Here is a 23,201-nt window from a genome sequence, read left to right on the forward strand (position 1 = left end):
ATCGCGGCGCGCCTAGGGCGACGCCACGTCCACCCGAACCATCGCGCTGTCGGCCCACAACCCGCGATCGCGCGCGCGGCGCAGCTTCTCGCGCACGCACAGGTCTTGGTGCACGTTGGTGACGCCCGGGATCTTGAGCAGCGGCACGATGTTCCACTGCCAGCCATACCGTTCGTGCAGCACGCGGTTGGCCCGCTCGGCGTCGGCCCCGGAGAGGATGGTGGCGCGGCCCGCAAGGGTCGTCGCGCCGGGGCGGACCCGGCCCCGATAGTCGCAGGCGGTGAGTTCGACGTCGCGGCGCGTGGCCAGCCGCTTCGTCTTCGGCCCCACCTTGGTGCGGAACAGCAGTGCGTCGCCGTCGAGCCCGAACCAGATCGGGGTGTCGACGGGGGTGCCGTCGCGGCGAAACGACCGGAGCAGGGCGTAGCGGGCCGCGGCCAGCCCGTCGAGTGAATGTGTGTGCATGGCCCCAGTCAACGACTTAGAGTTGGCTCTAAGTCAAGGAGGCCGGAATGAGCGCACAGCTGACCATCGGCGAGGTGGCCCGCCAGGCCGGCGTCGCCGCGACCACGCTGCGCTACTACGAACAGATCGGGTTGGTGCCGCCGCCGGTGCGGCTGGGTGGCCAGCGTCGCTACGACGATTCGGTGCTGGCCCGGCTGGAGGTCATCCGGCTGTGCAAGTCGGCCGGCTTCGCGCTCGAGGAGATCCAGCTGCTGTTCGCCGACGACGCCCCCGGGCGGCCCGCCAGCCGCGCGCTGGCCGAGGCCAAACTCGCCGCCATCGACGCGCAGATGGAGTCGCTGGCCCGGGCGCGCGCCGTGATCGAATGGGGCATGCGCTGCACGTGTCCCTCAATCGACGCATGCACGTGCGGGATTCACGCCGCGTTGCCCGCCTGAGCAAAGGAGTTCCATGAGCCAGCCGCCCACCATCGCGGTGCAGAACTTCTCCCACGTCTGCATCGGCGTCTCCGACATCGAGGCGTCGCGCGAGTTCTACACCGCGGTGCTGGGCATGGACGTCGTGTTCGACATCGAACTCGACGGCGCGGGCCTGGCCGCGGTGACCGGCGGGGTCACGCAGCGGGGCCGGATGGTCGGCGGGCTGATCGGCGGCGCCATGGTCGAACTGCTGTCGTTGGGCGAGGTCCCCGAATGCCCGAGCGGGCCGCACCTGGGCTACACCAACGTCTCGTTCCGCGTCGACGACCTCGACGCCACCTACGACGCCGTGCGGCGCGGGCATCCCGACGTCCGCGCCGAGCCGCCCGTCGACATCGGCGGGGTGCGGATGTTCTTCATCCACGACCCCGACGGCACGCCCATCGAATTGCTGCAGCTGCCCGCCGGCATATCGAGCACGCTGCAGCTGTGGCGCCCCGATACCGCGTGATGTGTTCCGCGCCACTACCCACGCACGTACGCTCACACACATGACGACACCCGAGCGTCCCGTCACCCTATGCGAGGCGTTTGCACGCAACGCGTCGATCGATCCGGACGCCGTCGCGCTCCGCACGCCCGGCGACACCCAGACGCTGACGTGGACCGAGCTCGCGGCGCAGGTGCGCAAGGTCGCCGCGGGCCTGGCCGGCCTGGGGGTCGGCCGTGGCGACACGGTCTCGCTGATGATGGCCAACCGCATCGAGTTCTACCCGTTCGAGATCGGCGCCCAACACCTGGGCGCCACTTCGTTTTCGGTGTACAACACGCTGCCCGCCGAGCAGCTGACGTACCTGTTCGAAAACGCCGGCACCAAGGTCGCGATCTGCGAGGAGCAGTACGTCGACCGCATCCGCGCCAGCGGCGCGCCGATCGAGCACATCGTCTGCATCGACGGTTCGCCGCCGGGCACGATCTCGGTGGACGACGTGTACGCCGCCGCGCGCGAGGGCTTCGACTTCGAGGCCACCTGGCGGGCGGTGCGGCCCGACGACGTCGTCACGCTCATCTACACCTCCGGGACCACCGGAAACCCCAAGGGCGTCGAAATGACCCACGCCAACCTGCTTTTCGAGGCCTACGCCCTCAACGCCGTCCTCCCGTCCCAGTTCGGTGACCGGGTCACCTCCTACCTCCCGACGGCCCACATCGCCGACCGGGTGATGGGCCTGTACGGCCTGGAGGTGTTCGGCGCCCAGGTGACGGTCGTCTCCGACGTCCGCGCCATCGCCGCCGCGCTGGCCGACGTGCGGCCCACGGTGTGGGGCGGGGTGCCCCGCGTGTGGGAAAAGCTCAAGGCCGGAATCGAATTCGCGATCGACAACGAGGCGGACGAGGTCAAGCGTCAGGCGCTGCGGTGGGCGATGTCGGTGGCCGCCAAGCGCGGCGCTGCCCTGCTGGCCGGTGAGCCGATCGCCGACGAGCTGGCCGCCGAATGGGCCCAGGCCGACGAGTTGGTGCTGTCCAAGCTGCGCGAGCGGCTGGGCTTCGGTGAACTGCGCTGGGCGGTTTCGGGGGCGGCGCCCATCCCCAAGGAGACGCTGGCGTTCTTCCTCGGTCTGGGTGTTCCGATCGCCGAGGTGTGGGGGATGTCGGAGCTCAGCTGCGTCGCCAGCGTCAGCCACCCCCGCGACGCGCGCCTGGGCACCGTCGGCAAGCTGCTTCCGGGGCTCGAGGGCAAGGTCGCCGACGACGGCGAGTTTCTGGTGCGCGGTCCGCTGGTGATGAAGGGGTATCGCAAGGAGCCCGCCAAGACCGCGGAGGCGATCGATGCCGACGGCTGGTTGCACACCGGCGACATCATGGAGGTCGACGACGACGGCTATCTGCGGATCATCGACCGCAAGAAGGAGCTGATCATCAACGCGGCCGGAAAGAACATGTCGCCGGCCAACATTGAGACCACCGTCCTGGCCGCCTGCCCGATGGTCGGCGTGATGATCACCATCGGCGACGGTCGGCCCTACAACGCCGCGCTGATGGTCTTCGACGCCGAATCGGTCGCTCCATACGCGGCCCAGCACGGCCTGGCCGACGCGTCACCCGCGGCGCTGGCCGCCCACCCCGACGTCATCGCCCGGATCGCCGCGGGCGTGGCCGAGGGCAACGCCAAACTGTCCCGGGTGGAACAGATCAAGCGCTTCCGCATCCTGCCGTCGCTGTGGGAGCCCGGCGGCGAGGAGATCACGCTGACCATGAAGCTCAAGCGCAAGCCGATCCTGTCGAAGTACGCGACCGAGATCGAGGAACTCTACGCGCCCGAGCTGCACCCGGACGTGCACGAGCCTTCGGCCGCGACGGTGCAGCCGGCATGAGCGGGGGGCCGGGGTCGACCGCCCGTGAATTTGGCCGAGCCGGCGCACGAAAGCTGTTGCAGCGCACCGGATTAGTCGCGGAATCGACGACACCGCTGCCGACCGACCCGGCGGAGGTCGCCCAGTTGCTCGCGGCGCCGTGGTACGACGAGCGGCTGCGCGGGCTGGCCGACGAGCTCGGGCGCGACCTGGCCGACGTGCGCGCCGAGGCCGCCAGCTACCTGCGGGAGATGGCGCCCTCGCTGGACGAGCGGGCGGTGCGGGGATGGCGCAGCTTCAGCTGCTGGCTGATGCGGGCCTACGACGTGCTGGTCGACGAGGACCAGATCTCGCAGCTGCGCAGGCTGGATCGCAAAGCCACACTGGCGTTTGCCTTTTCGCACCGCTCCTACCTGGATGGCCTGTTGCTGCCGGAAGTGATTCAGGCCAACCGGCTCTCGCCCGCGCTGACCTTCGGCGGGGCCAACCTGAACTTCTTCCCGATGGGGGCGTGGGCCAAGCGCACCGGCACCATCTTCATCCGGCGCCAGACCAAAGACATTCCGGTGTACCGCTTCGTGCTGCGCGCCTACGCCGCTCAGCTGGTGCAGAACCACGCCAACCTCACCTGGTCGATCGAGGGCGGGCGCACCCGGACCGGCAAGCTGCGGCCGCCGGTGTACGGCATCCTGCGCTACATCAGCGACGCCGTCGACGAAATCGACGGCCCCGAAGTGTATTTGGTGCCCACCTCGATCGTGTACGACCAGCTGCACGAGGTCGAGGCGATGACCACCGAGGCCTACGGCGCGACGAAGCGGCCCGAGGATTTCCGTTTCCTGATCCGGCTGGCGCGCCAGCAGGGCGAGCGGCTCGGCCGGGCCTACCTGGACTTCGGTGAACCGCTGCCGCTGCGCAAGCGCCTCGAGGAGCTGCGCGCCGAGGAGTCTCAGACGGGCACCGAGATCGAGCGCATCGCGCTGGACGTCGAGCACCGGATCAACCGCGCCACCCCGGTCACCCCGACCGCGGTGGTGAGCCTGGCCCTGCTGGGCGCCGACCGGTCGCTGTCCATCAGCGAGGTGCTGGCCACCGTGCGGCCGCTGGCGAGCTACATCGCCGCGCGGAACTGGACGGTGGCCGGCGCCGCCGACCTGACGAACCGCTCGACGATCCGCTGGACGCTGCACCAGCTGGTGGCCTCGGGCGTGGTCAGCGTGTACGACGCGGGCACCGAACCCGTCTGGGGCATCGGCGAAGACCGGCATCTGGTCGCGGCGTTCTACCGCAACGCCGCCATCCACATCGTGGTCGACCGCGCGATCGCCGAGACGGCGTTGCTGGCCGCCGTCGAAGACGCCGAGGCCTCGGTCGAGGGCTTGGTGTTGCCGTCGGCCGTGCGCGACGAGGCGCTGGCCCTGCGCGAGTTGCTGAAGTTCGAGTTCCTGTTCTCGGCGCGCGCCCAGTTCGAAAAGGAGCTCGCCGACGAGGTGCGGCTGATCGGGCGGGTGGAAGACACCAGCAAGGCCGCCAGCGCCGCCGATGTGCGGGGGCTCCTGGAGAAGGCCGACCTGCTGCTGGCGCACCTGGTGTTGCGTCCGTTCCTGGACGCCTACCACATCGTGGCCGACCGGCTGGCCGCCTACGACGACGAATCATTCGACGAGGGCGCGTTTCTCGCCGAGTGCCTCGAGGTGGGCAAGCAATGGGAACTGCAACGCAGGATCGCCAGCGCCGAGTCGAGGTCGATGGAATTGTTCAAGACCGCCCTGCGGTTGGCCCGCCACCGCGAGCTGGTGGACGGCTTCGAGGATCTGACCATCGCGAACCGGCGCCGCGAGTTCGCCGACGAGATCGCCACGGCGGTCCGGCGCGTCAACGCCATCGCGGGCCTGGCCGGTGCGCGGTAGGCGGCACCCCGGCGGGGTAACGCCGTTGCGCATCAGCGGCCGGGTGGTACCGGCATGTCGGTGTGCCGAACCCGGTTTCCGCCAGCACGTTTCGCCTCATACATCGCGAGATCGGCCTCGTTCACGAGGCGCTCGATCGTGTCCCTGTCCACGCTTTCGGCCCGCGCGCGCAGCGGAAGACTGCTGACCCCCAGGCTGGCCGTCACGCCCCACGGTGTGCCGGCGATCGCCTGGCGCATCGCCTCGGCGGTCTGCAGGGCCTCGGAGGTGCCGGCCATCTCGGCGACCAGGAATTCCTCCCCGCCCACCCGCGCGATAACGGTTCTTTCGGTGCCGACCCGCCTCAGCGTGTCGGCGACGGACACCAGGATGCGGTCCCCGGCCGCGTGGCCGTACGTGTCGTTGATCCGCCTGAAGTTGTCGAGATCGACCATCAGCACGCTGAGGCACGATGTGCGCCCGTCGGCCGCTACCAGTTTCGCGGCCGATCGATAGAACCCCCTGCGGTTCCGCAGGCCGGTGAGCGGATCGGTCGAGGATTTCAGTGCGTCCACCGAAAGCCAGTGCACGAGCACCTGTCCGCAGAACGGCACCGCCAGGATCCCCGCGCTGACCAACAGGAAGTTGGCCGCCGCCATCGATGCGTCACCGGACGTAGCGATACGCACCGCGCACGCCGCGGCCGCACCCAGGGCGGTGCCGAGCGTGAAAACCAGCAGGCGGGCGGAGTGGCAAAACGCGACGTAACCCGCGAGGCCGCCGAATGCCGCGCAACTCAGCATTCCGCTCCGCGGGTCGGCCTCCGTCACGCACACGGCGGCGATGCCGATCGTGCCCACCACCGAAAACACTTGCGATTCAACGCGTCCGGGCCAGCGTCGCACCCACACCAGCACCATGCCCGCCAGGCACGCGACGAACACCGCCGCGAGACCGCGCCGCGCGGGAGTCTGCATGCCCGAGGGGCTGTTCAGCATCAGCAACGTCGCCGTGGCCAGGATGGACAGGATGCCGACCATCAAGTACCGGATGAAGGGTTTCAACCCGCGCGCGCCGAGGTAGTCGGAGAACCAGTCGTAGTGATCCGGCTGCCGCCACCACACGCGCATCCAGTGCATTCCGCGACGCCCCTAACCCCTGCCTTCGCCGTATGCTACTGACCGCCGATAGAATCGGGAGCCGATTATGACCACCGTCGACAATCCCATTCCGCCGCAGGACTTGTCGGGGATCGTGGGTTGCCGGTTCATCTACACCTACGCCAACGGCTGGCGCTACGAGATGTACGTCAAGAACGACCGCACCATCGACTATCGAATCCATTCCGGCCACGTCGGCGGGCGGTGGGTCAAGGGCCAGGAGGTCGACCTCGTACAGCTCGACGACGACAGCTACAAGATCTCCTGGACCGAGCCCACGGGCACGTCGGTGGCCGTCAACGTCATGCCCGGCAAGCGGCGAATCCACGGCGTGATCTTTTTTCCCCAGTGGATCCGACAGCACGGCGAGCGCACGGTGTGCTTCCAGAACGAGCACCTCGACCAGATGCGTGCCTATCGTGATGAGGGACCGACCTACCCGATCTTCACCGTGCCCGAATTCGCCTACATCACGCTGTTCGAGCGTGTCGGTGCCGACGACGAATCGGTGATCGACGTGGCCCCCGACCGGCTTCCGCCTGGCTGGGCCGACCGCACCAATTGACGCGTCGCGGCGGCGGTCGGGCTGGCGGTCAAAGCCGAAACTTGTCAGACCCCCCTGCGATGATGAATTCATGTCGCCGATCGCATCGCCTCCCGTGGAGGTGAATCCCGCTGAGCGGCTTGACGTATTGTTCGACGAGCTGGCCGAGTTGGCCGGACAGCGCAACGCGATCGACGGGCGCATCGTCGAGATCGTCGCGGAGATGGATCGCGACGAGCTCTGCGGCGCCACCGGCGCGCGGTCGGTCGCGGCGTTGGTGGCCTGGAAGATCGGCTTGTCGTCGGCGAACGCCCACACGATCACCACCGTCGCGCGGCGGCTCGAGGAGTTCCCGCGCTGCGCGCAGGCCATGCGGGAGGGGCGACTGTCACTGGACCAGGTCGGCGTCATCGCGGCGCGGGCGGGTGAGGGATCCGATGAGCATTACGCGAAGTTGGCCCGGGTCGCCACGGTCAACCAGCTGCGCACCGCGGTCAAGCTGGAACCGCGCCCCCAACCCGATGCTCGGCCGCAACCGCAACCCTCGATCACCAAGACCGCCGACGAGGACTTCAGCTGTTGGCGGATCAAACTTCCGCACCTGGATGCGGCGAAATTCGACGCCGCACTGGCGTCTCATCGCGATGCGCTGGTCGCCGAGTGGAAGCGCGATCGCGGCAATGAAGGCTGCGCGTCCAATGCCGCGCCGCCGTTACCGGGCACGCTAGAGGCGTTCATGCGCCTGGTCGAGGCCGGTTGGGATGCCGAGGCGGCGCGTCGGCCGCACGGGCAGCACACCACGGTGGTGGTGCATGTCGATGTCGAGCAACGCGCCGCCGCGTTGCATCTGGGTCCGCTGCTCACCGACGCCGAACGCCGATACCTGACCTGTGATGCCACGTGTGAGGTTTGGTTCGAGCGGGACGGCGAGGTGATCGGCGCCGGCCGGGCGACCCGCCAGATCAACCGGCGGCTTCGCCGCGCGCTCGAGCATCGCCACCCCACCTGCGCGGTTCCCGGCTGCGGCGCCACCCGCGGTCTGCACGCCCACCACATCCGCCATTGGGAAGACGGCGGCCCCACCGAGCTGGCCAACCTGGTGCTCGTTTGCCCCTATCACCACCGGTTGCACCACCGTGGCGGCATCACGATCACCGGACCCGCCGACCATCTCGTCGTCACCGACGGCTCGGGCCGCCCGCTGAGCGCGGGATCGCTTGCCCGCGCGCCCAACCGCGCCCCGCCCGCCGTGCCGCCGTGGTCCGGGCCCTCCGGCGAGCGCGCCGACTGGTGGTGGTACGACCCCTTCGAGCCGCAGCCACCGCCAACGAACAACTAGCCACCCACCTCCGGTTCGCCGAAAAGGTCGTGAGCATGCTCTTCTCATGATCCGAATGGCAACGCCACAGGACGCGGACGCTATCGCCGACATCTACGCGCCGTTTGTGCGCGACACCGCAATCTCATTCGAGACGGTGCCGCCCGACGCCCAGGAGATGCGGTCGAGGCTGACCGCGACCCTGGCCGGCCTGCCCTGGTTGGTGATGACGAACGGCGACGCCATCGTGGGATACGCCTACGCGAGCCCCCACGGCGAGCGGGCCGCATACCGCTGGTCGGTGGACGTGTCGTTGTACCTGAGCAGGTCACACCACCGGCAGGGGCACGGTCGACGAATGTATGGCGTCTTGTTCAATGTGCTTGCCGCACAGGGATACATCAATGCCTACTCCGCCATCGTGCTGCCCAACCCGGCAAGCGTCGGCCTGCATGAGGCGATGGCCTTCGATCGCGTCGGCGTCTTCCATGGTGTGGGCTTCAAGTTGGGGAGGTGGTGGGACATCGGCTGGTGGCATCGCCCGCTCGCCGATCCGCCCGCGCAGCCCGGCGACCCGCGGCCATGGTCGGACCTACCGGCTCACACACTCGAGCTCGCGCTCGGAGGGCACACTGGGTAATGGTTTGGGGAAGGTCTGCGCCACGTACCGAATCGAGGAGTCGATGAGTGACAAGTCCGGCGAGGCCACCCGCCCGCTGATCGCGTTCACCACCGCTGCCAATGCGCCGCCGATCACACCGGCCCCCATCAGCCGGCCGTGGATGTCGGCGATGCGAAACGGTTGGCCGAACCGGTGCCTGCCGATGCTCATCGCCAACCAAAGTGGCTGGGAATTGCGCAATCCGTGCGCGTTCACCGCCACGTGGATGGGCGGGGACGAGAGCATGGGGGTGATCATCGCGCCCGACCGGCGCGACCCCGGTCAGCTCCTGCCGTTCAGCCACTTCGGTCACGGCATCTTGACGTGGCACCTGCCGATGCTGTTTCGCACCCCGCCCGGCTACAACCTGCTGGTCCGCGGGCCGGCCAACTACCCCAAGGACGCCGTATCGCCGTTGGAGGGCGTCGTCGAGACCGACTGGGCCACATCGAGTTTCAGCATGAGCTGGCAGATCACCCGGAAGATGATGCCGGTGCGGTTCGAGGTCGACGAGCCGATCTGCATGATCGTCCCGCAGCGCCGGGCCGAGCTGGAAGAGTTCGCCCCGGAGATCCGGCCGATCGAGTCGGACGAGGACGTGCGCCGCAAGCACGAGTTCTTCCTCCGCTCGCGCAACGAGCTGGGCCAGGCCCAGGCCGCGACCAACACCGCCGTGGGTGAAAAGGTGCCGTGGCAGGGCGACTACACGCGCGGCAGGCATTCCGACGGCGAGGCCGGGGCCCCCGACCACCAGACGCGCATCCACCTTCGCCCGTTCGTCGAAACGCGACCGTAGGCGATCTCGACCGCACCGGCGCCCGCCGGGCGCGCGGCATAGAGTTGGTGCCATGCCGCTTTCAGGGGAGTACGCGCCGAGCCCATGGGACTGGTCCCGCGAACAGGCCGAGAAGTACGAGCAGTCCGGCGGGACCGAGGCCACGGACATGAAGGGGAAACCCATCATCGTGCTGACCACGATCGGGGCCAAGACGGGCAAGCTCCGCAAGACCCCGTTGATGCGGGTCGAGCACGACGGTCAGTACGCGATCGTCGCCTCGCTCGGCGGGGCGCCGAAGCACCCCGTCTGGTACCACAACGTCGTCAAGAACCCCCGGGTCGAGCTGCAGGACGGCGGCACCACCCGCGAGTACGACGCCCGCGAGGTGTTCGGCGATGAGAAGGCCCTCTGGTGGGAGCGCGCCGTCGAGGCCTGGCCCGATTACGCCGAGTATCAGAAGAAAACGGACCGCCAGATCCCGGTGTTCGTGCTGACCCCGGTGGGCTGAATTCCGAAGTTGGCTCCCCGGCGTGGCACCATTGATCGGTGTCCGCCGAACTGAGCCAGAGCATGGGGCCGGCGCCTCTGCTGTCCGGGGCTGACATCGACGGCGCGGCCAAGCGCATCGCCGCGGTCGTCACGCCGACGCCGCTGCAGTTGAGCGATCGGCTGTCGGCGATCACCGGCGCGAACGTCTACCTCAAGCGGGAAGACCTGCAGGTGGTGCGCTCCTACAAGCTGCGGGGGGCCTACAACCTGCTGGTGCAGCTGTCCGACGAGGAGCTGGCGGCCGGGGTGGTGTGCTCGTCGGCGGGCAATCACGCGCAGGGCTTCGCCTACGCGTGCCGGACCCTGGGCGTGCACGGCCGGGTCTACGTGCCCGCCAAGACCCCCCAGCAAAAACGCGACCGGATTCGCTACCACGGCGGGGAGTTCATCGAGTTGATCGTGGGCGGAACGACCTACGACCTGGCCGCCGAGGCCGCGCTGGCCGACGTCGAACGCACCGGCGCCACGCTGGTGCCGCCGTACGACGACCTGCGCACCATCGCCGGCCAGGGCACCATCGCCGTCGAACTGCTCGATCAGCTGGACAGGCTCGGCGCGGGGGAGCCCGACCTGGTGGTGGTCCCGGTCGGCGGCGGCGGCTGCATCGCGGGCATCACCACCTACCTGGCCGAGCGGACGGCGAACACGTCGGTGCTGGGCGTCGAACCGGCCGGCGCCGCGGCGATGATGGCCGCGCTGGCCGCCGGCGAGCCGGTGGAGCTGGACCACGTCGACCAGTTCGTCGACGGCGCCGCGGTGCGGCGCGCGGGCACCCTGACCTACGCCGCGCTGGCGGCGGCCGGCGACATGGTGTCGATCACGGCGATCGACGAGGGCGCGGTCTGCACCGCGATGCTGGACCTCTATCAGAACGAGGGCATCATCGCCGAGCCCGCGGGCGCGCTGTCGGTCGCGGGGCTGCTGGAAGCGGACATCGAGCCCGGTTCCACCGTGGTGTGCCTCATCTCGGGCGGCAACAACGACGTGTCGCGCTACGGCGAGGTGCTCGAACGCTCGCTGGTGCACCTGGGCCTCAAGCACTACTTCCTGGTGGACTTCCCGCAGGAGCCCGGCGCGCTGCGCCGGTTCCTCGACGAGGTGCTGGGCCCCGACGACGACATCACCCTGTTCGAGTACATCAAGCGGAACAACCGCGAGACCGGCGAGGCGCTGGTCGGCATCCAGCTGGCGTCCTCGGCCGACCTGGACGGCCTGCTGGCCCGGATGCGCGCGACCGAACTCCACGTCGAACGCCTGGAACCCGGCTCGCCGGCCTACCGCTACCTGCTGTTCTAGACGCCGGGCCGCGCTGCATGGACCAGCAGTATGGACCCGGCGCGGGCGGGTTCGGTCTGGTCGGCGCCGGCATCACCGTTTTCCTTGTCCTGCTTGCGTGGCTGGCGATTCGGGTTGCCCGGCGCGGGCCCCCGTTACGGACACTCATGGGAAGGGTGTCGGAAACGCTGACCTGGGCCCGTGACCGGATCGGCGACCGGGGGTGGTCGCTGGCGCGTCGGTGGCCCGAGAGCGAGGTTGCCGGTGCCGCGCTGCTGCTCGGGATGGTCGTGGTCGTCGCGCTCGCGGTCGGCTTCAGCGAGGTGCTCGAGGACGTGCTCGAGGGCGACGGCATCGCCGGAATCGACCAGCCGGTGACCCGCTGGCTCGCGGTCCACCGCGAGCTGTGGCTGACCGCGGCTTTGCGGGCGATCACAGTCGCGGGCGGACCCCTTTTCCTGACTGCGGTCGCGTTCCCGATTTCCGTTGCCGCGGGTTACCGGTGCCGGTCGTGGCGGCCCGTGCTGCTCGCCCTGATTGGCGGCGGTGTGGTTCCGCTGGTGCTGTTCATCGCCAAGGCCCTGGTAGGCCGAAAACGTCCGCCCCTGCCGTTCGCCCTCGTCGACGCGGACGGGTATTCGTTCCCGTCCGGGCACGCCACCGGCACCGCCGCGATCATGGTGATCTCCGCGTGGATGCTGACCCGCTGGCTGATCCTGCGGTGGGCCGGGCGGGTGATCGTGTGGACCGTCGCGATCGGCTCGGCGTTCCTGATCGGGTTCTCGCGGGTGTATCTGGGAGTCCATTATGTCAGCGACGTGCTCTCCGGCTGGATGCTGGGCCTGGCCTGGGCCGGCACCGTCATCCTCGTCGGAACCTGGTGGGACGACAGTCGGCGCGTTGCCGCCGTGAGGCTCAGGCCCGGCGCTCCCTGAGGTATCCCGGCACCGGCAACGCCGGGGCGAGGTCCGCGGCCGGCACCGGCGCCCCGGCCGTCACGCTCAGCGGCACCACTCCCGCCCAGTAGGGCAACGCGCAATCCTCCGGATCGTCCTCCGGGCCGCCGGCGCGCACCTTGGCCGACACCTCCAGCAGGTCCAGCGCCAGCATCCCGGTGGCGGCCAGCTCGCGCGGATCGGGGGGCCGGCAGTCGGCGGCGCGCCCGGGCGCGATGTGGTCCAGCAGGCCGGCCAGCGCCCGCGATTTCTCGCCCGCGTCGTCGACAACGCGCGCGGCGCCCAGCGCGACCACCGAGCGGAAGTTCACCGAATGGTGCATGGCGGCGCGCGCCAGCACCAGCCCGTCGACCAGGGTGACCGTGACGCACACGGGCAGGCCCGACGGGGCCGCCCTGGCGGCGAGCAGGGGACCCCCGCCGGTCGAACCGTGCAGGTAGAGCGTCTCACCGAGGCGGACGTGGGTGGTCGGCAGGACCACCGGGCGGCCGGCACTGAGGTAGCCCAGGTGGCAGATCGGCGACTCGTCCAGGATCCGGTGCACGGTCTCGCGGTCGTAGCGGGCGCGCTCCCGGTAGCGGGTGGGCGTCGTGCGCGGAGTCGGCTGGTATCCGGTGTCCATTGCGTGTGCCTTTGTTCTAGTACATAATTAATTGCGTGCCAGTACAAAACAGCATAACCGGAACGGGCGCGGAGTCCATAGCGGCCAGCATCGAAGAGGCGGTCTCGACCGGCGCGCTGGCGCCCGGTGACGCCCTGCCGCCCGTCCGGGAACTGGCCGCCCAGCTCGGCGTCAACGCCAACACCGCGGCGGCGGCCTACCGCCTGCTGCGCCATCGAGGGGCCGTGGAAACGGCCGGTCGCCGCGGCACCCGGGTGCGGCACCGCCCGGCGACCACCCCCCGGTCGCTGCTCGGGCTCGACGTCCCCGCCGGGGTGCGCGACCTGTCGACCGGCAATCCCAACCCCGCCCTGTTGCCCCTGGCGGGCGCCACGCTGCCCGCGCCGGTGGTCGGCCGCCCGGTGCTGTACGGGCAGCCGGCCATGTCGGCGGCGTTGGTCGAGTTCGCCCGGGCGGCGCTGTCCGCCGATGGCGTTGCGGCCGAACACCTCGCGGTGACCAGCGGGGCGCTCGACGGCCTCGAGCGCGTCCTGACCGCCCATCTGCGTCCCGGCGATCGGGTCGCAGTCGAGGATCCGGGCTGGGGGAACGTGTTCGATCTCCTTGCCGCCCTAGGGCTTTCGGCCGAGCCGGTCCGGGTCGACGACGATGGACCGCTGCCCGCCGACCTGGCGGCGGCGCTGGACCGCGGTGTGCGCGGGCTCATCGTCACCACGCGCGCCCAAAACCCCACGGGCGCTGCGCTATCCGCCGAGCGCGCCGACGCACTGCGGCAACTGCTGGCGCGCCGGGGCGGTGACGTGCTGCTCATCGAAGACGACCACTGCGCCGGCATCTCCGGCGCGCCGCTGCACACCCTGGCCGGCGCGACCCGGCATTGGGCGTTCGTGCGGTCCGCGTCCAAGGCGTACGGGCCCGACCTGCGGGTGGCCGTCCTCGCCGGCGACCACCGCACCGTCGAGCGCGTGCACGGGCGGCTGCGGCTCGGGCCGGGCTGGGTGAGCCACCTGCTGCAGGACCTGGCCGTCAGCCTGTGGTCGGACGCGGCGGCCGCGCGCCTGATCGCCATGGCCGAGCGGCAATACGCCGACACCCGCCGGGGGCTATCCGCCGCCTTGGCCGAGCGTGGCGTCGCCGCGCACGGCAGGTCCGGGCTCAACGTGTGGATCCCCGTGCCCGACGAGACCGTCGCGATCACCCGGCTGTTGCGCGCGGGCTGGGCCGCGGCACCCGGCACCCGATTCCGGATCGGCACGCCGCCGGGCATCCGCGTCACCATCGCGGACCTGACCGCCGGCGAGATCGGCCCCCTGGCCGACGCGATCGCCGAGGCAGTGCGCAGCGCGGGCCGCCCCAGCGTCTAGATCAGGCCCCTTCGGGGCCACCCAGGCCGGGACCGGTCCACAACAGCGCGACGCTGCGGTCCCGCGGCGCCTCGTCGACCACGACGAGCGGAGCCGGCACCGGCTTCTTCTTCCTCAGCAGGCCGATCAACCGGCCGAACGCGAATTGAGTCATGGCCGAATCATCGGCGGTGGCTCGCCCCGCCGCTCACCGTTATCCACAGCGCAGGATGGCGACAGACTGGCCTTCCAGCACCGCGCCGTCGGCCTCGACCGCGGGCTCGCCCCACGCCAGGATCACGTCTCCGGCGACGGGCACCCGAACCGGTTCGGCGCCGAGGTTGCACACGATGCGCAGCCCGCCGCGGGACACGCTGATCCAGCGCTGTTCCTCGTCGTAGTCGACCGCGAGCCGCTCCAGCCAGGGGTCGGCCAGGTCGGGGTCGCCGTGGCGCAGCGCGATCAGGTCGCGGTAGAACCGGTGCAGCCGGCCGTGTTCGCCGGCGTCGACCTCGTCCCAATCGAGTTTCGAGCGCGCAAACGTCTGCGGGTCCTGCGGGTCGGGGATGTCGTCGGCGTCCCAGCCGTGTTCGGCGAACTCGGCCTTGCGCCCCTGGGCGGTGGCCTGGGCCAGCTCCGGCTCCGGGTGGGAGCTGAAGAACTGAAACGGCGTGGACGCCCCGTACTCCTCGCCCATGAAAAGCATTGCGGTGAAGGGCGTCCCGAGCGCCAGCGCGGCCTTGATCGCCAGCTGTCCGCCGGTCAGGTTCTGCGACGGGCGGTCACCGAGGGCACGGTTACCCACCTGGTCATGGGTGCAGGTGTACGCGACCAGGCGGGTGCCCGGGATTCCCGAGAACTCGGTGGTGTCCAACGGCCGGCCGTGCCGGCGGTGCCGGAACGACGAATAGGTGGCGGCGTGAAAGTAGCCGTGGCGCAGGGTCTGGGCCAGGGTGGCCAGGCTGCCGAAATCGGCGTAGTAGCCCTGGCGTTCGCCGGACACCGCCGTATGGATGGCGTGGTGGATGTCGTCGGCCCATTGCGCCGTCAGGCCGTAGCCGCCGCGGTCCCGCGGGCTGATCAGCCGCGGGTCGTTGAGATCGCTCTCGGCGATCAGCGACAGCGGGCGCCCCAATTGCTGTGCAAGCCAATCCGTTTCGGTCGCAAGCTCCTCGAGGATGTGGATGGCGGTGGTATCCACCAGCGCGTGCACCGCGTCCAGTCGCAGCCCGTCGGCGTGAAAGTCGCGCATCCAGCGCAGCGCGCAGCCGATGATGTAGCGGCGCACCTCGTCGGAATAGGCGTCGGCGATGTTGATGCCCTCGCCCCACGGGTTGCTGGCCGACGACAGGTAGGGCCCGAACTTGGGCAGGTAATTGCCCGACGGTCCGAGGTGGTTGAACACCGCGTCGATCAACACGCCCAGCCCGCGCGCGTGGCAGGCGTCGACGAAGGCGACCAGGCCGTCGGGGCCGCCGTAGGGTTCGTGCACGCTGTACCACAGCACCCCGTCGTAGCCCCAGCCATGCGTTCCGGCAAAGGAATTCACCGGCATCAGCTCGACGAAGTCGACGCCCAGGTCCACCAGGTAGTCCAGCTTCTCGATGGCGGCGTCGAAGGTGCCGGCGCTGGTGAAGGTGCCCAGGTGCATCTCGTAGATCACCGCGCCCTCGACCGGCCGGCCCTTCCAGTCGCCGTCGGTCCAAGTCGCGCCTGCCGGGTCCCACAGCTGGGAGCGGGCGTGCACGCCGTCGGGCTGGCGGGCGGAGCGCGGGTCGGGCAGCACGGTCGGGTCGTCGTCGAGCAGGAAGCCGTAGCGGGCGTCCGGGGCGGCGTCGACGGACGCGTGCCACCAGCCGTCGTCGGAGCGGGTCATCGGGTACACGCCGCCCTCGACGTCGAGCCGAACCGACTCCGGTTTGGGCGCCCACACCCGGAATTCAGTCATGATGGCGCTCCAGCAGCGCGACGGGCAGCTCGGCGAACAACTGGGCCGCCGCCGTCGGCCCGTCCGCGATGACCCCGCTGAGCGCGTCCTTCCAGGTGCCCTCGGGCAACGCCAGAACGGTGTTGCCCCAGCCGCTTTCGGTCAGGCGCACGGTCCACCGGGTCACCGCGACCACGACGTCGGAGCCCCGGCGGAAGGCCAGCACGTGATCGCCGGCGTCGCCGTTGGCCAGCACGGGGACGTAGTCGCCGCGCAGGAAGCTGTCCGGGTGGGCGCGTCGCACCCGCAGCGCCGTGGTGACGACCCGGATCTTGGGATGCTCGAGCGCCTTCAGCGCGGCGCGCCGGGCGGCGTAGTCGACGGCCCTGCGGTTGTCCGGGTCGACCAGGCTGTCGTCCCACAGCTCGGTGCCTTGGTAGACGTCCGGTATCCCGGGAACGGTCAGCGCGAGCAGCTTCTGGCCCAGGGCGTCACTGGCGGCGTGCGGATTGAGCTGGCCGACCAACTCGGTCAGCTGGCCGGCCACCGGGCCGTCGAACACGCCGTCCAGCCACCTGTGCACCGCGTCCTCGAACTCGGTGTTCGGCTCGTTCCACGAGGTGTGCCAGGCCGCCTCCCGGATGGCCTTCTCGGCGTAGGCGTGCAGCCGCTCGCGCAGCTCGTCGGTGATTTCGCCGCTGACCGGCCACACGCCGAAGATGTTCTGCCACAGGAACTGTCCGGTCGCGGGGTCGGGGGACGGTGCGGCGACCTCCCAGCGGGCGAGGAACTCCGTCCACAGCGACGGGACCTGGGAGAGCACCCCGATCCGGGCCCGGACGTCCTCGCCGCGTTTGGTGTCGTGGGTGGTCAGCGTCGTCATCGTGTGCGGCCACAGCCGGGCGCGGGCCGCGGAGCTGTGGTGGAACTCGGCCGCGCCGACACCGAAGCGGTGCGGTTCGCCGCCCACCTCGTTGAGCGACACCAGCCGCGCGTCGCGGTAGAAGTAGCAGTCCTCCACCGACTTGGCGGTGACGGCACCGCAGAGCTGCTGCAGCCGGGTTGCCGGTTCGCCGCCGCGGGCCAACGCCGCGGCGAGCACCTGCAGGGCGGGCCCCAATTCCGGTGACTGCGTTTGCGTTTCGGCCAGTGCGGTGGGCATGACCGCCGCCAGGCCGGGGTAGTCGCTGCGGTACACGCCGATGTGGGTGAGCAGTGCGGCCACCGCTTCCGGCAGTTGCGGGTGATCGGTTCCGGCGGCCGCGACAATGCTGCGGCGCAGCCGGCGCAGTTCGCTTGCCAGCGTGTCGGTCGCCGCGCGGATCTTCAGTTCCGCCAACATCTTCGGGGTCGCGGCGTAATCCACTCCCGCCGACTCCACGAGCGCGGTCAGCGCCGGTGCGCCGTTCGGGTCGACGAAGACGCCGCCGATCTCGCGGAGCACGTCGTAGCCGGTGGTGCCGCCGATGGGCAGCGTCGGTTCGAGCGCCTCGTCGACCGCGAGGATCTTCTCGATGACGATCCAGGTCTGCGGGCCAACCGATTCCCGCAACCACGCCAGGTAGCCGCAGGGATCCGACAAGCCGTCCGGGTGGTCGATGCGCACGCCGTCGACGAGCCCGTCGGCCGCCCAGCGGGCGACCTCGGCGTGGGTGGCGTCGAACACGGCGCGGTCTTCCTGGCGCAGCCCGGCCAGGGAGGTGATCGAGAAGAAGCGCCGGTAGCCGCACACGCCGTTGCGCCAGCCCACCAGCCGGTAGTGCTGGCGGTCGTGCACCTCCGGTCCGGAGCCTTCGCCGGTGCCGGGGGCGATGGGCAGCGCGAGGTCGCCCAGCCGCAGCAGGTCGCCGTCGACCTTGAGATCGGCGGCGTCGTCGTCGGAACCCAGGATCGGCAACACGATGCGGCCGTCCTCGTCGAGCTCCCAGTCGATGTCGAAATACGTTGCGTACTGCGACGATCGGCCATGCCGCAGGACGTCCCACCACCAGGCGTTCTGTTGGGGCTGGTCGACTCCGACGTGATTGGGCACGATGTCGACGATCAGCCCGATGCCCCGTTCGCGCGCGGCCGCCGAGAGCCGGGCCAGCCCGTCGCGGCCGCCGAGCTCGGGGGAGACCGTGGTGGGGTCGGTGACGTCGTAGCCGTGGTTGGAGCCGGTGGCCGCGGTCATGATCGGGGACAGGTAAACGTGGGAGACCCCGAGTTCGTCCAGGTAGTCCAGCAGGTTTTCGGCGTCGGCGAAGGTGAACGCGAACCCGCTGGCCTCACCGCGCAGCTGCAACCGGTAGGTCGAGAGTATCGGAAAAGGCATGCGTCACATGGTCTTACGTAAAACCAGAAGGGAACGCCCGGGCAGCGAGACCTTCTCTTCGGCGTTCACTTGCTGGTCGGCGTCACCCGCCGGGTGATTGGTGTCCAGTTCCACGGTCCACTCCTGCGCATAGTCGTCGTTCGGCATCACGAACTCAACCGGTTCCTCACCGGCGTTGAAGCACAACAGGAATGAGTCGTCGACCACCCGTTCACCGCGTGCGTTGGGTGCGGTGATGGCCTCGCCGTTGAGGAACACCGCCACACACTTGTGAATGCTTTCGCCCCAGTCCTCGTGCGTCATCTCCCGGCTGCTCGGGTTCAGCCAGGCGATGTCGCGGACCTCTTCGCCGGTTCGGATCGGCTCGCCCTCGAAGAACCGGCGCCGGCGGAACACCGGATGGTTTTTGCGCAGCGCGGTGACCTTGCGCGCGAAGGCCAGCAGGTCGGCATTCTTGTCAACCAATGACCAATCCATCCAAGACAATTCGGAGTCCTGGCAGTACACGTTGTTGTTGCCGTTCTGGGTGCGGCCCAGCTCGTCGCCGTGCGCGATCATCGGCGTGCCCTGGCTGAGCATCAGGGTCGCCCAGAAGTTGCGCATCTGGCGCCGGCGCAGCGCCATGATCTCCGGGTCGTCGGTCGGTCCCTCGACGCCGCAGTTCCACGAGCGGTTGTGGCTTTCGCCGTCCCGGTTGTCCTCGCCGTTGGCCAGGTTGTGCTTTTCGTTGTAGGAAACCAGGTCATTCAGCGTGAACCCGTCGTGGGCGGTGACGAAGTTGATGCTGGCGCTGGGACGCCGGCCGGTCGCCTCATACAGGTCCGACGACCCGGTCAGCCGGGAAGCGAACTCGCCCAGGGTTGCGGGCTCGCCCCGCCAGTAGTCACGCACAGTATCGCGATACTTCCCGTTCCACTCCGTCCACAAACCCGGGAAATTGCCGACTTGATAGCCGCCCTCGCCCACGTCCCACGGCTCGGCGATCAATTTGACCTGGCTGACGATCGGATCCTGCTGCACCAGGTCGAAAAAGGCGCTCAACCGGTCGACGTCGTGCAGCTCGCGGGCCAGCGTGGCGGCCAGGTCGAATCGGAACCCGTCGACGTGCATCTCGGTCACCCAGTAGCGCAGCGAGTCCATGATCAGCTGCAGCACGTGCGGGTGGCGGGCGTTGAGGCTGTTGCCGGTACCGGTGTAGTCCTTGTAGAGCCGCAGGTCGGTGTCCACCAGTCGGTAGTACGCGGCGTTGTCGATGCCGCGGAAGTTGATCGTCGGACCGAGGTGGTTGCCTTCTGCGGTGTGGTTGTAGACCACATCGAGGATGACCTCGATGCCGGCCTCATGAAAGGTGCGCACCATCCACTTGAACTCTTGGACGCTCGCCTTGCGGTTGGCCGCGTACTGATTGTGCGGGGCGAAGAAACCGAATGTGTTGTAACCCCAGTAGTTTCGCAAGCCCAGGTCGAGAAGTCGCGAATCGTGCATGAACTGGTGCACCGGCATGAGCTCGATCGCCGTGACGTTCAGCGATTTGAGATGATCGATGACCAAGGGATGGGCCAGGCCGGCGTAGGTGCCGCGGAGTTCCTCGGGGATGCCCGGGTGGGTCCGGGTCATGCCCTTCACGTGGGCCTCGTAGATCACCGTCTCGTGGTACGGGGTGAGCGGCGACCGGTCCGAGCCCCAGTCGAAGAAGGGATTGCTCACCACGCTGGTCATGGTGTGGCCCAGCGAGTCGACCATCGGCGGCGTCCCGGGGTCGGCGTTGTCGCCGTCGGGGCCGACGGCCTTCAGGTCGTAGGAGAACAACGCCTGGCCGAAGGTGAAGTCGCCGTGAAAGGCCTTGCCGTACGGGTCGAGCAGCAGCTTGCTCGGGTCGCACCGGTGGCCGGCGGCCGGGTCGAACGGCCCGTACACGCGGAAGCCGTAGCGCTGGCCCGGGGTGATGTTGGGCAGATAGGCATGCCAGACAAAGCCGTCGACCTCATCGAGGGGAATCCGCGTCTGGCCCCCCGCGTCGTCGATCAGACACAACTCGACCTTCTCGGCTATCTCGGAGAACAACGAGAAGTTGGTCCCCGCGCCGTCATAGGAGGCGCCCAGCGGGTAGGGGTTGCCCGGCCAGACCGTGGCCAGTCTCGGCTGTTGGTTACCAGCTACGCCTGTTTCTGAAGCGTGATCGTTGGTCGGCACCATCTGACCTTATCCGCGCTCGGCGGCGCGGGGCGCGTCACCACCAACCGGTATTGGCCGCGATCTGGCGGCCCAATTCGCCCACCATGGTCCGCACGTACGTGGGGGTGAGGTGATGGGCTCCGTGGTAGATCAGCACGTTACCTTCGACGGGGCGGCACACGTCGGCACGGCAGATCGCGTCCGACATGTCGAGGACCTTCAGCAGCGGGAACTGGGTTACGAAGTCCAGCGTCTGATTGCGGTCGGACAACACGTCGGATCGCTTGATCGCGCACGACTGGGGATTGCCTTGCTTCTTGGCCAGGCAGTCCGCCGGGTCGAACGGCTGGCCGTTCTTCACCAACCATGGGGTGTCGCGCATGCCGAGGATCGGAATGTTGTTGTCGGAGAAGCGTTGCCAGATTCCGATGTAGGTGGCCGGCATCACGTCGCCGGACTTGATGTTCCACGGCCGCGTGGTCGTGGTGAACACGTAATCGGGGCGGTCGGCGATGACCTTCGCCATGGTCTGTTCCACCCACTGCCGGCACTGCGGGTAGGCGGCGTTGTTGCCCATGATCAACGGGACTTCCTCGGTGGACAGCGGGCAGCCCATCTTGAGGTACGTCACGACCTTGAAGTGGTGCATCCTGCCCAGCAGCTCCAGCGCGGGCAGCCAGTGTTCGGCGTGCGAGCCGCCCGCCAGCGCGATGGTGCGTTCGGCGGCGACGTCGCCGTAGGTGCACACCACCACCGCCGGGTTGACGAAGTCGCTGATGCAACCGTCGCGGGTGGAGGTCGGCAGGTCCTCCTTGACCTCCAGGACGCTGGGCCGCATCGGCAACGCTGGCACCCGCAGCCGTTCGGTCAGGGCGCGCGCCCCGGGGTAGTCCTGCGGATTGAGCACGCTGAGTTCCTTGCCCGCGGCCCGCAGCACCGTGACGTGCTGACGCCAGGTGAACGACGTGGCGGTCAGCGTGACCCCGAGCAGCACGATGGCGGTGCCCAGCGCCACCGTGGGCCGGGGCAGGCGCGCCAGCCACGCGGGCGCGGGCGCCGGTGACCGCCCGGCCGTGCGGTACCGCAGGGGATCCTCGACGAGCCTGGTGGTCAGGTGCGCCAGCAGGCCCGAGACCAGTAGCACCGCCGCGCCCTCGACGAAGCCGGCGTGCCGGTGTCCGGTGAACGACAGCCAGAAGATCAGCAGCGGCCAGTGCCACAGGTACAGCGAGTACGCCATGGCGCCCAGCGCCACCAGCGGCGGGGCCGCCAGCAGCCGGTTCGGCAGCGGTAACCGGCCGCCGGCGGGGGCGCCCCGCAGGTTGGCCCCGGCGAGGATCATCAGCATGGTGGCCCCGACGGGGACCAGCGCCCACGGGCCCGGAAACTCATTCACGCCGTCGATCAGGGCCCCGCATGACACGATCGCGGCCAGCGCGACGGTGGCCACCACCGTGCGTACCCACATCGGCCACCGGATGGCCGGCACGAGCGCACCGACCAGCGCGCCGAGCAGCAGCTCCCAGCCGCGCGCGAAGCTGTTGTAGTAGGCGGCGGCCTGATCGTCCTGATGCGCCACGATCGCGTAGACGAACGAGGCCGCCGTCAGCGCGGTCAGCAGCACCAGGAACAGGGTGCGCAGGTGCTTGCCCAACGGGCGCCGGAACAGGTACGCGCACCCCGCGATCACCAGCAGGAAGCCGACGTAGAACTGGCCCTGCACCGACATCGACCAGATGTGCTGCAGCGGGCTGACGGATTCACCCGCGCGCAGGTAGTCCGACGCGGTGTTGGCCAGCTCCCAGTTCTGGTAATAGCCGAGGCTGGCGAGGCTCTGGTCCGCGAACGTCTCCCAGCGGGTCTCCGGCTGCACCAGGATCGTCAGGACGGCGCAGCCCGCCAGCACCACGACCAGGGCGGGGACCAGGCGGCGGACGAGCCGGGTGAGCTCCGCCACCGGCGACAGGGTCACCGCCGGGTTCAGCGCCGCGCGAATGATCTTGCCGCCGAAGAAGAATCCCGACAGCGCCAGGAACACGTCGACCCCGCCGGAGACCCGGCCGAACCAGATGTGGAACACCGCGACCAAGGCGATCGCGATGCCCCGCAGGCCGTCGAGGTCGTAGCGATAGAACCCCTCGCCACGCGCTCCCTTCGCGACCGGTTCCGCGGTCGCGACCGGTGTGGAAGGCGGTGACAGGGTCGGCATGGTTACCAGTCAATTTACCGAAAACCGCCACCCGCTCCCGATTAGGAGCAGGTGGCGGCGTTCGGGAGTCCCGGGCGGTGCCGGGAATTTACCGGGTGGTGCCGGCGGCCGGGGGTAGGAACGGAGATTGCTGGGGCGGCAGCAGCTGCACCGGGGCCCGCTGCACCGGCGCTTGCTGGATCGGCGGCTGCCACAGCGGCGCCTGCGGCGCCGGGACCTGCTGCACCGGTGCCTGCTGCACCG

20 protein-coding genes are annotated in these 23,201 nt (G+C 69.4%); 12 read left to right on the top strand and 8 right to left on the bottom strand.

The genetic code is table 11. From position 1 onward, the window contains the following. Positions 1-12: 12 nt before the first annotated feature. Positions 13-465: a PPOX class F420-dependent oxidoreductase gene (locus A5680_RS00080; RefSeq protein WP_067814848.1), complete on the bottom strand. Its 453-nt coding sequence runs from the start codon at positions 463-465 to the stop codon at positions 13-15. A 47-nt stretch (positions 466-512) separates the two neighbouring features. Between A5680_RS00080 and A5680_RS00085 the strand changes: the two genes are divergently transcribed. The 4 genes from A5680_RS00085 to A5680_RS00100 are packed head-to-tail and all read left to right on the top strand — an operon-like array spanning position 513 to position 5,148. Beyond that, complete coding sequence (locus A5680_RS00085) at positions 513-902, top strand: MerR family transcriptional regulator (protein ID WP_067814850.1); 390 nt, start codon at positions 513-515, stop codon at positions 900-902. 13 nt (positions 903-915) lie between these two features. Continuing rightward, positions 916-1,395, top strand: a complete 480-nt coding sequence (locus A5680_RS00090) for a VOC family protein (protein ID WP_067814853.1) — start codon at positions 916-918, stop codon at positions 1,393-1,395. 40 nt (positions 1,396-1,435) lie between these two features. Further along, positions 1,436-3,259, top strand: coding sequence for a fatty acid--CoA ligase FadD11 (fadD11, locus tag A5680_RS00095; RefSeq protein WP_067814855.1), 1,824 nt, complete (start codon positions 1,436-1,438; stop codon positions 3,257-3,259). Then, a complete protein-coding gene (locus tag A5680_RS00100; protein ID WP_067814857.1) occupies positions 3,256-5,148 on the top strand; it encodes a lysophospholipid acyltransferase in 1,893 nt (630 codons plus the stop codon). Before fadD11 ends, A5680_RS00100 begins: the two co-directional genes overlap by 4 nt. 32 nt (positions 5,149-5,180) lie before the next feature. Here the strand turns inward: A5680_RS00100 and A5680_RS00105 are convergent, their stop codons facing one another. After that, positions 5,181-6,257 (bottom strand): GGDEF domain-containing protein, encoded by a 1,077-nt coding sequence (locus A5680_RS00105; RefSeq protein WP_231977535.1) that lies wholly within the window; start codon positions 6,255-6,257, stop codon positions 5,181-5,183. Positions 6,258-6,333: 76 nt separating this feature from the next. Between A5680_RS00105 and A5680_RS00110 the strand changes: the two genes are divergently transcribed. The 7 genes from A5680_RS00110 to A5680_RS00140 all read left to right on the top strand — a co-directional run bounded on the left by A5680_RS00110 (position 6,334) and on the right by A5680_RS00140 (position 12,347). After that, positions 6,334-6,852, top strand: coding sequence for a phenolic acid decarboxylase (locus tag A5680_RS00110; RefSeq protein ID WP_067814867.1), 519 nt, complete (start codon positions 6,334-6,336; stop codon positions 6,850-6,852). Positions 6,853-6,922: 70 nt separating this feature from the next. Then, positions 6,923-8,170, top strand: coding sequence for an HNH endonuclease signature motif containing protein (locus A5680_RS00115; protein ID WP_067814869.1), 1,248 nt, complete (start codon positions 6,923-6,925; stop codon positions 8,168-8,170). 55 nt (positions 8,171-8,225) lie between these two features. Continuing rightward, positions 8,226-8,789, top strand: coding sequence for an arsinothricin resistance N-acetyltransferase ArsN1 family B (locus A5680_RS00120; RefSeq protein ID WP_067815055.1), 564 nt, complete (start codon positions 8,226-8,228; stop codon positions 8,787-8,789). Between the two features lie 43 nt (positions 8,790-8,832). Beyond that, positions 8,833-9,606, top strand: a complete 774-nt coding sequence (locus A5680_RS00125; protein WP_067814872.1) for a DUF6065 family protein — start codon at positions 8,833-8,835, stop codon at positions 9,604-9,606. Between the two features lie 52 nt (positions 9,607-9,658). Next, positions 9,659-10,096 carry a nitroreductase family deazaflavin-dependent oxidoreductase gene (locus A5680_RS00130; protein ID WP_067814875.1) on the top strand — a complete coding sequence of 146 codons (438 nt, stop codon included), beginning with the start codon at positions 9,659-9,661 and terminating at the stop codon, positions 10,094-10,096. Positions 10,097-10,134: 38 nt separating this feature from the next. After that, a complete protein-coding gene (gene ilvA / locus A5680_RS00135; RefSeq protein WP_055404089.1) occupies positions 10,135-11,433 on the top strand; it encodes a threonine ammonia-lyase in 1,299 nt (432 codons plus the stop codon). A gap of 17 nt (positions 11,434-11,450) precedes the next feature. After that, positions 11,451-12,347, top strand: coding sequence for a phosphatase PAP2 family protein (locus A5680_RS00140; protein ID WP_067814877.1), 897 nt, complete (start codon positions 11,451-11,453; stop codon positions 12,345-12,347). On the opposite strand, the gene A5680_RS00145 is transcribed toward A5680_RS00140, so the two are convergent. After that, positions 12,328-12,990, bottom strand: a complete 663-nt coding sequence (locus A5680_RS00145; protein WP_067814879.1) for a pyridoxamine 5'-phosphate oxidase family protein — start codon at positions 12,988-12,990, stop codon at positions 12,328-12,330. The two genes, A5680_RS00140 and A5680_RS00145, sit on opposite strands and share 20 nt — an antisense overlap. A gap of 35 nt (positions 12,991-13,025) precedes the next feature. On the opposite strand from A5680_RS00145, the gene A5680_RS00150 reads away from it, so the two are divergent. Next, positions 13,026-14,354, top strand: a complete 1,329-nt coding sequence (locus A5680_RS00150; RefSeq protein ID WP_067814884.1) for an aminotransferase class I/II-fold pyridoxal phosphate-dependent enzyme — start codon at positions 13,026-13,028, stop codon at positions 14,352-14,354. A gap of 1 nt (position 14,355) precedes the next feature. Here the strand turns inward: A5680_RS00150 and A5680_RS25555 are convergent, their stop codons facing one another. Genes A5680_RS25555 through A5680_RS00170 form a run of 5 tightly spaced genes read right to left on the bottom strand, consistent with a single transcriptional unit; the run spans position 14,356 to position 22,958 of the window. Beyond that, positions 14,356-14,508: a hypothetical protein gene (locus A5680_RS25555; protein ID WP_156349622.1), complete on the bottom strand. Its 153-nt coding sequence runs from the start codon at positions 14,506-14,508 to the stop codon at positions 14,356-14,358. A gap of 39 nt (positions 14,509-14,547) precedes the next feature. Further along, on the bottom strand, positions 14,548-16,281 hold the full coding sequence (gene treZ / locus A5680_RS00155; protein ID WP_067814885.1) for a malto-oligosyltrehalose trehalohydrolase: 1,734 nt from the start codon (positions 16,279-16,281) through the stop codon (positions 14,548-14,550). After that, positions 16,274-18,574, bottom strand: a complete 2,301-nt coding sequence (gene treY, locus A5680_RS00160) for a malto-oligosyltrehalose synthase (protein WP_067814888.1) — start codon at positions 18,572-18,574, stop codon at positions 16,274-16,276. The genes treZ and treY overlap by 8 nt, the downstream gene beginning before the upstream one ends. 3 nt (positions 18,575-18,577) lie before the next feature. Further along, positions 18,578-20,770: a glycogen debranching protein GlgX gene (gene glgX / locus A5680_RS00165; protein WP_055405860.1), complete on the bottom strand. Its 2,193-nt coding sequence runs from the start codon at positions 20,768-20,770 to the stop codon at positions 18,578-18,580. A 34-nt stretch (positions 20,771-20,804) separates the two neighbouring features. After that, positions 20,805-22,958 carry an acyltransferase family protein gene (locus tag A5680_RS00170; RefSeq protein WP_055405638.1) on the bottom strand — a complete coding sequence of 718 codons (2,154 nt, stop codon included), beginning with the start codon at positions 22,956-22,958 and terminating at the stop codon, positions 20,805-20,807. Between the last annotated feature and the right edge of the window lie 243 nt (positions 22,959-23,201).

The organism is Mycobacterium sp. E2989 (assembly GCF_001667595.1).
Lineage (GTDB): Bacteria > Actinomycetota > Actinomycetes > Mycobacteriales > Mycobacteriaceae > Mycobacterium.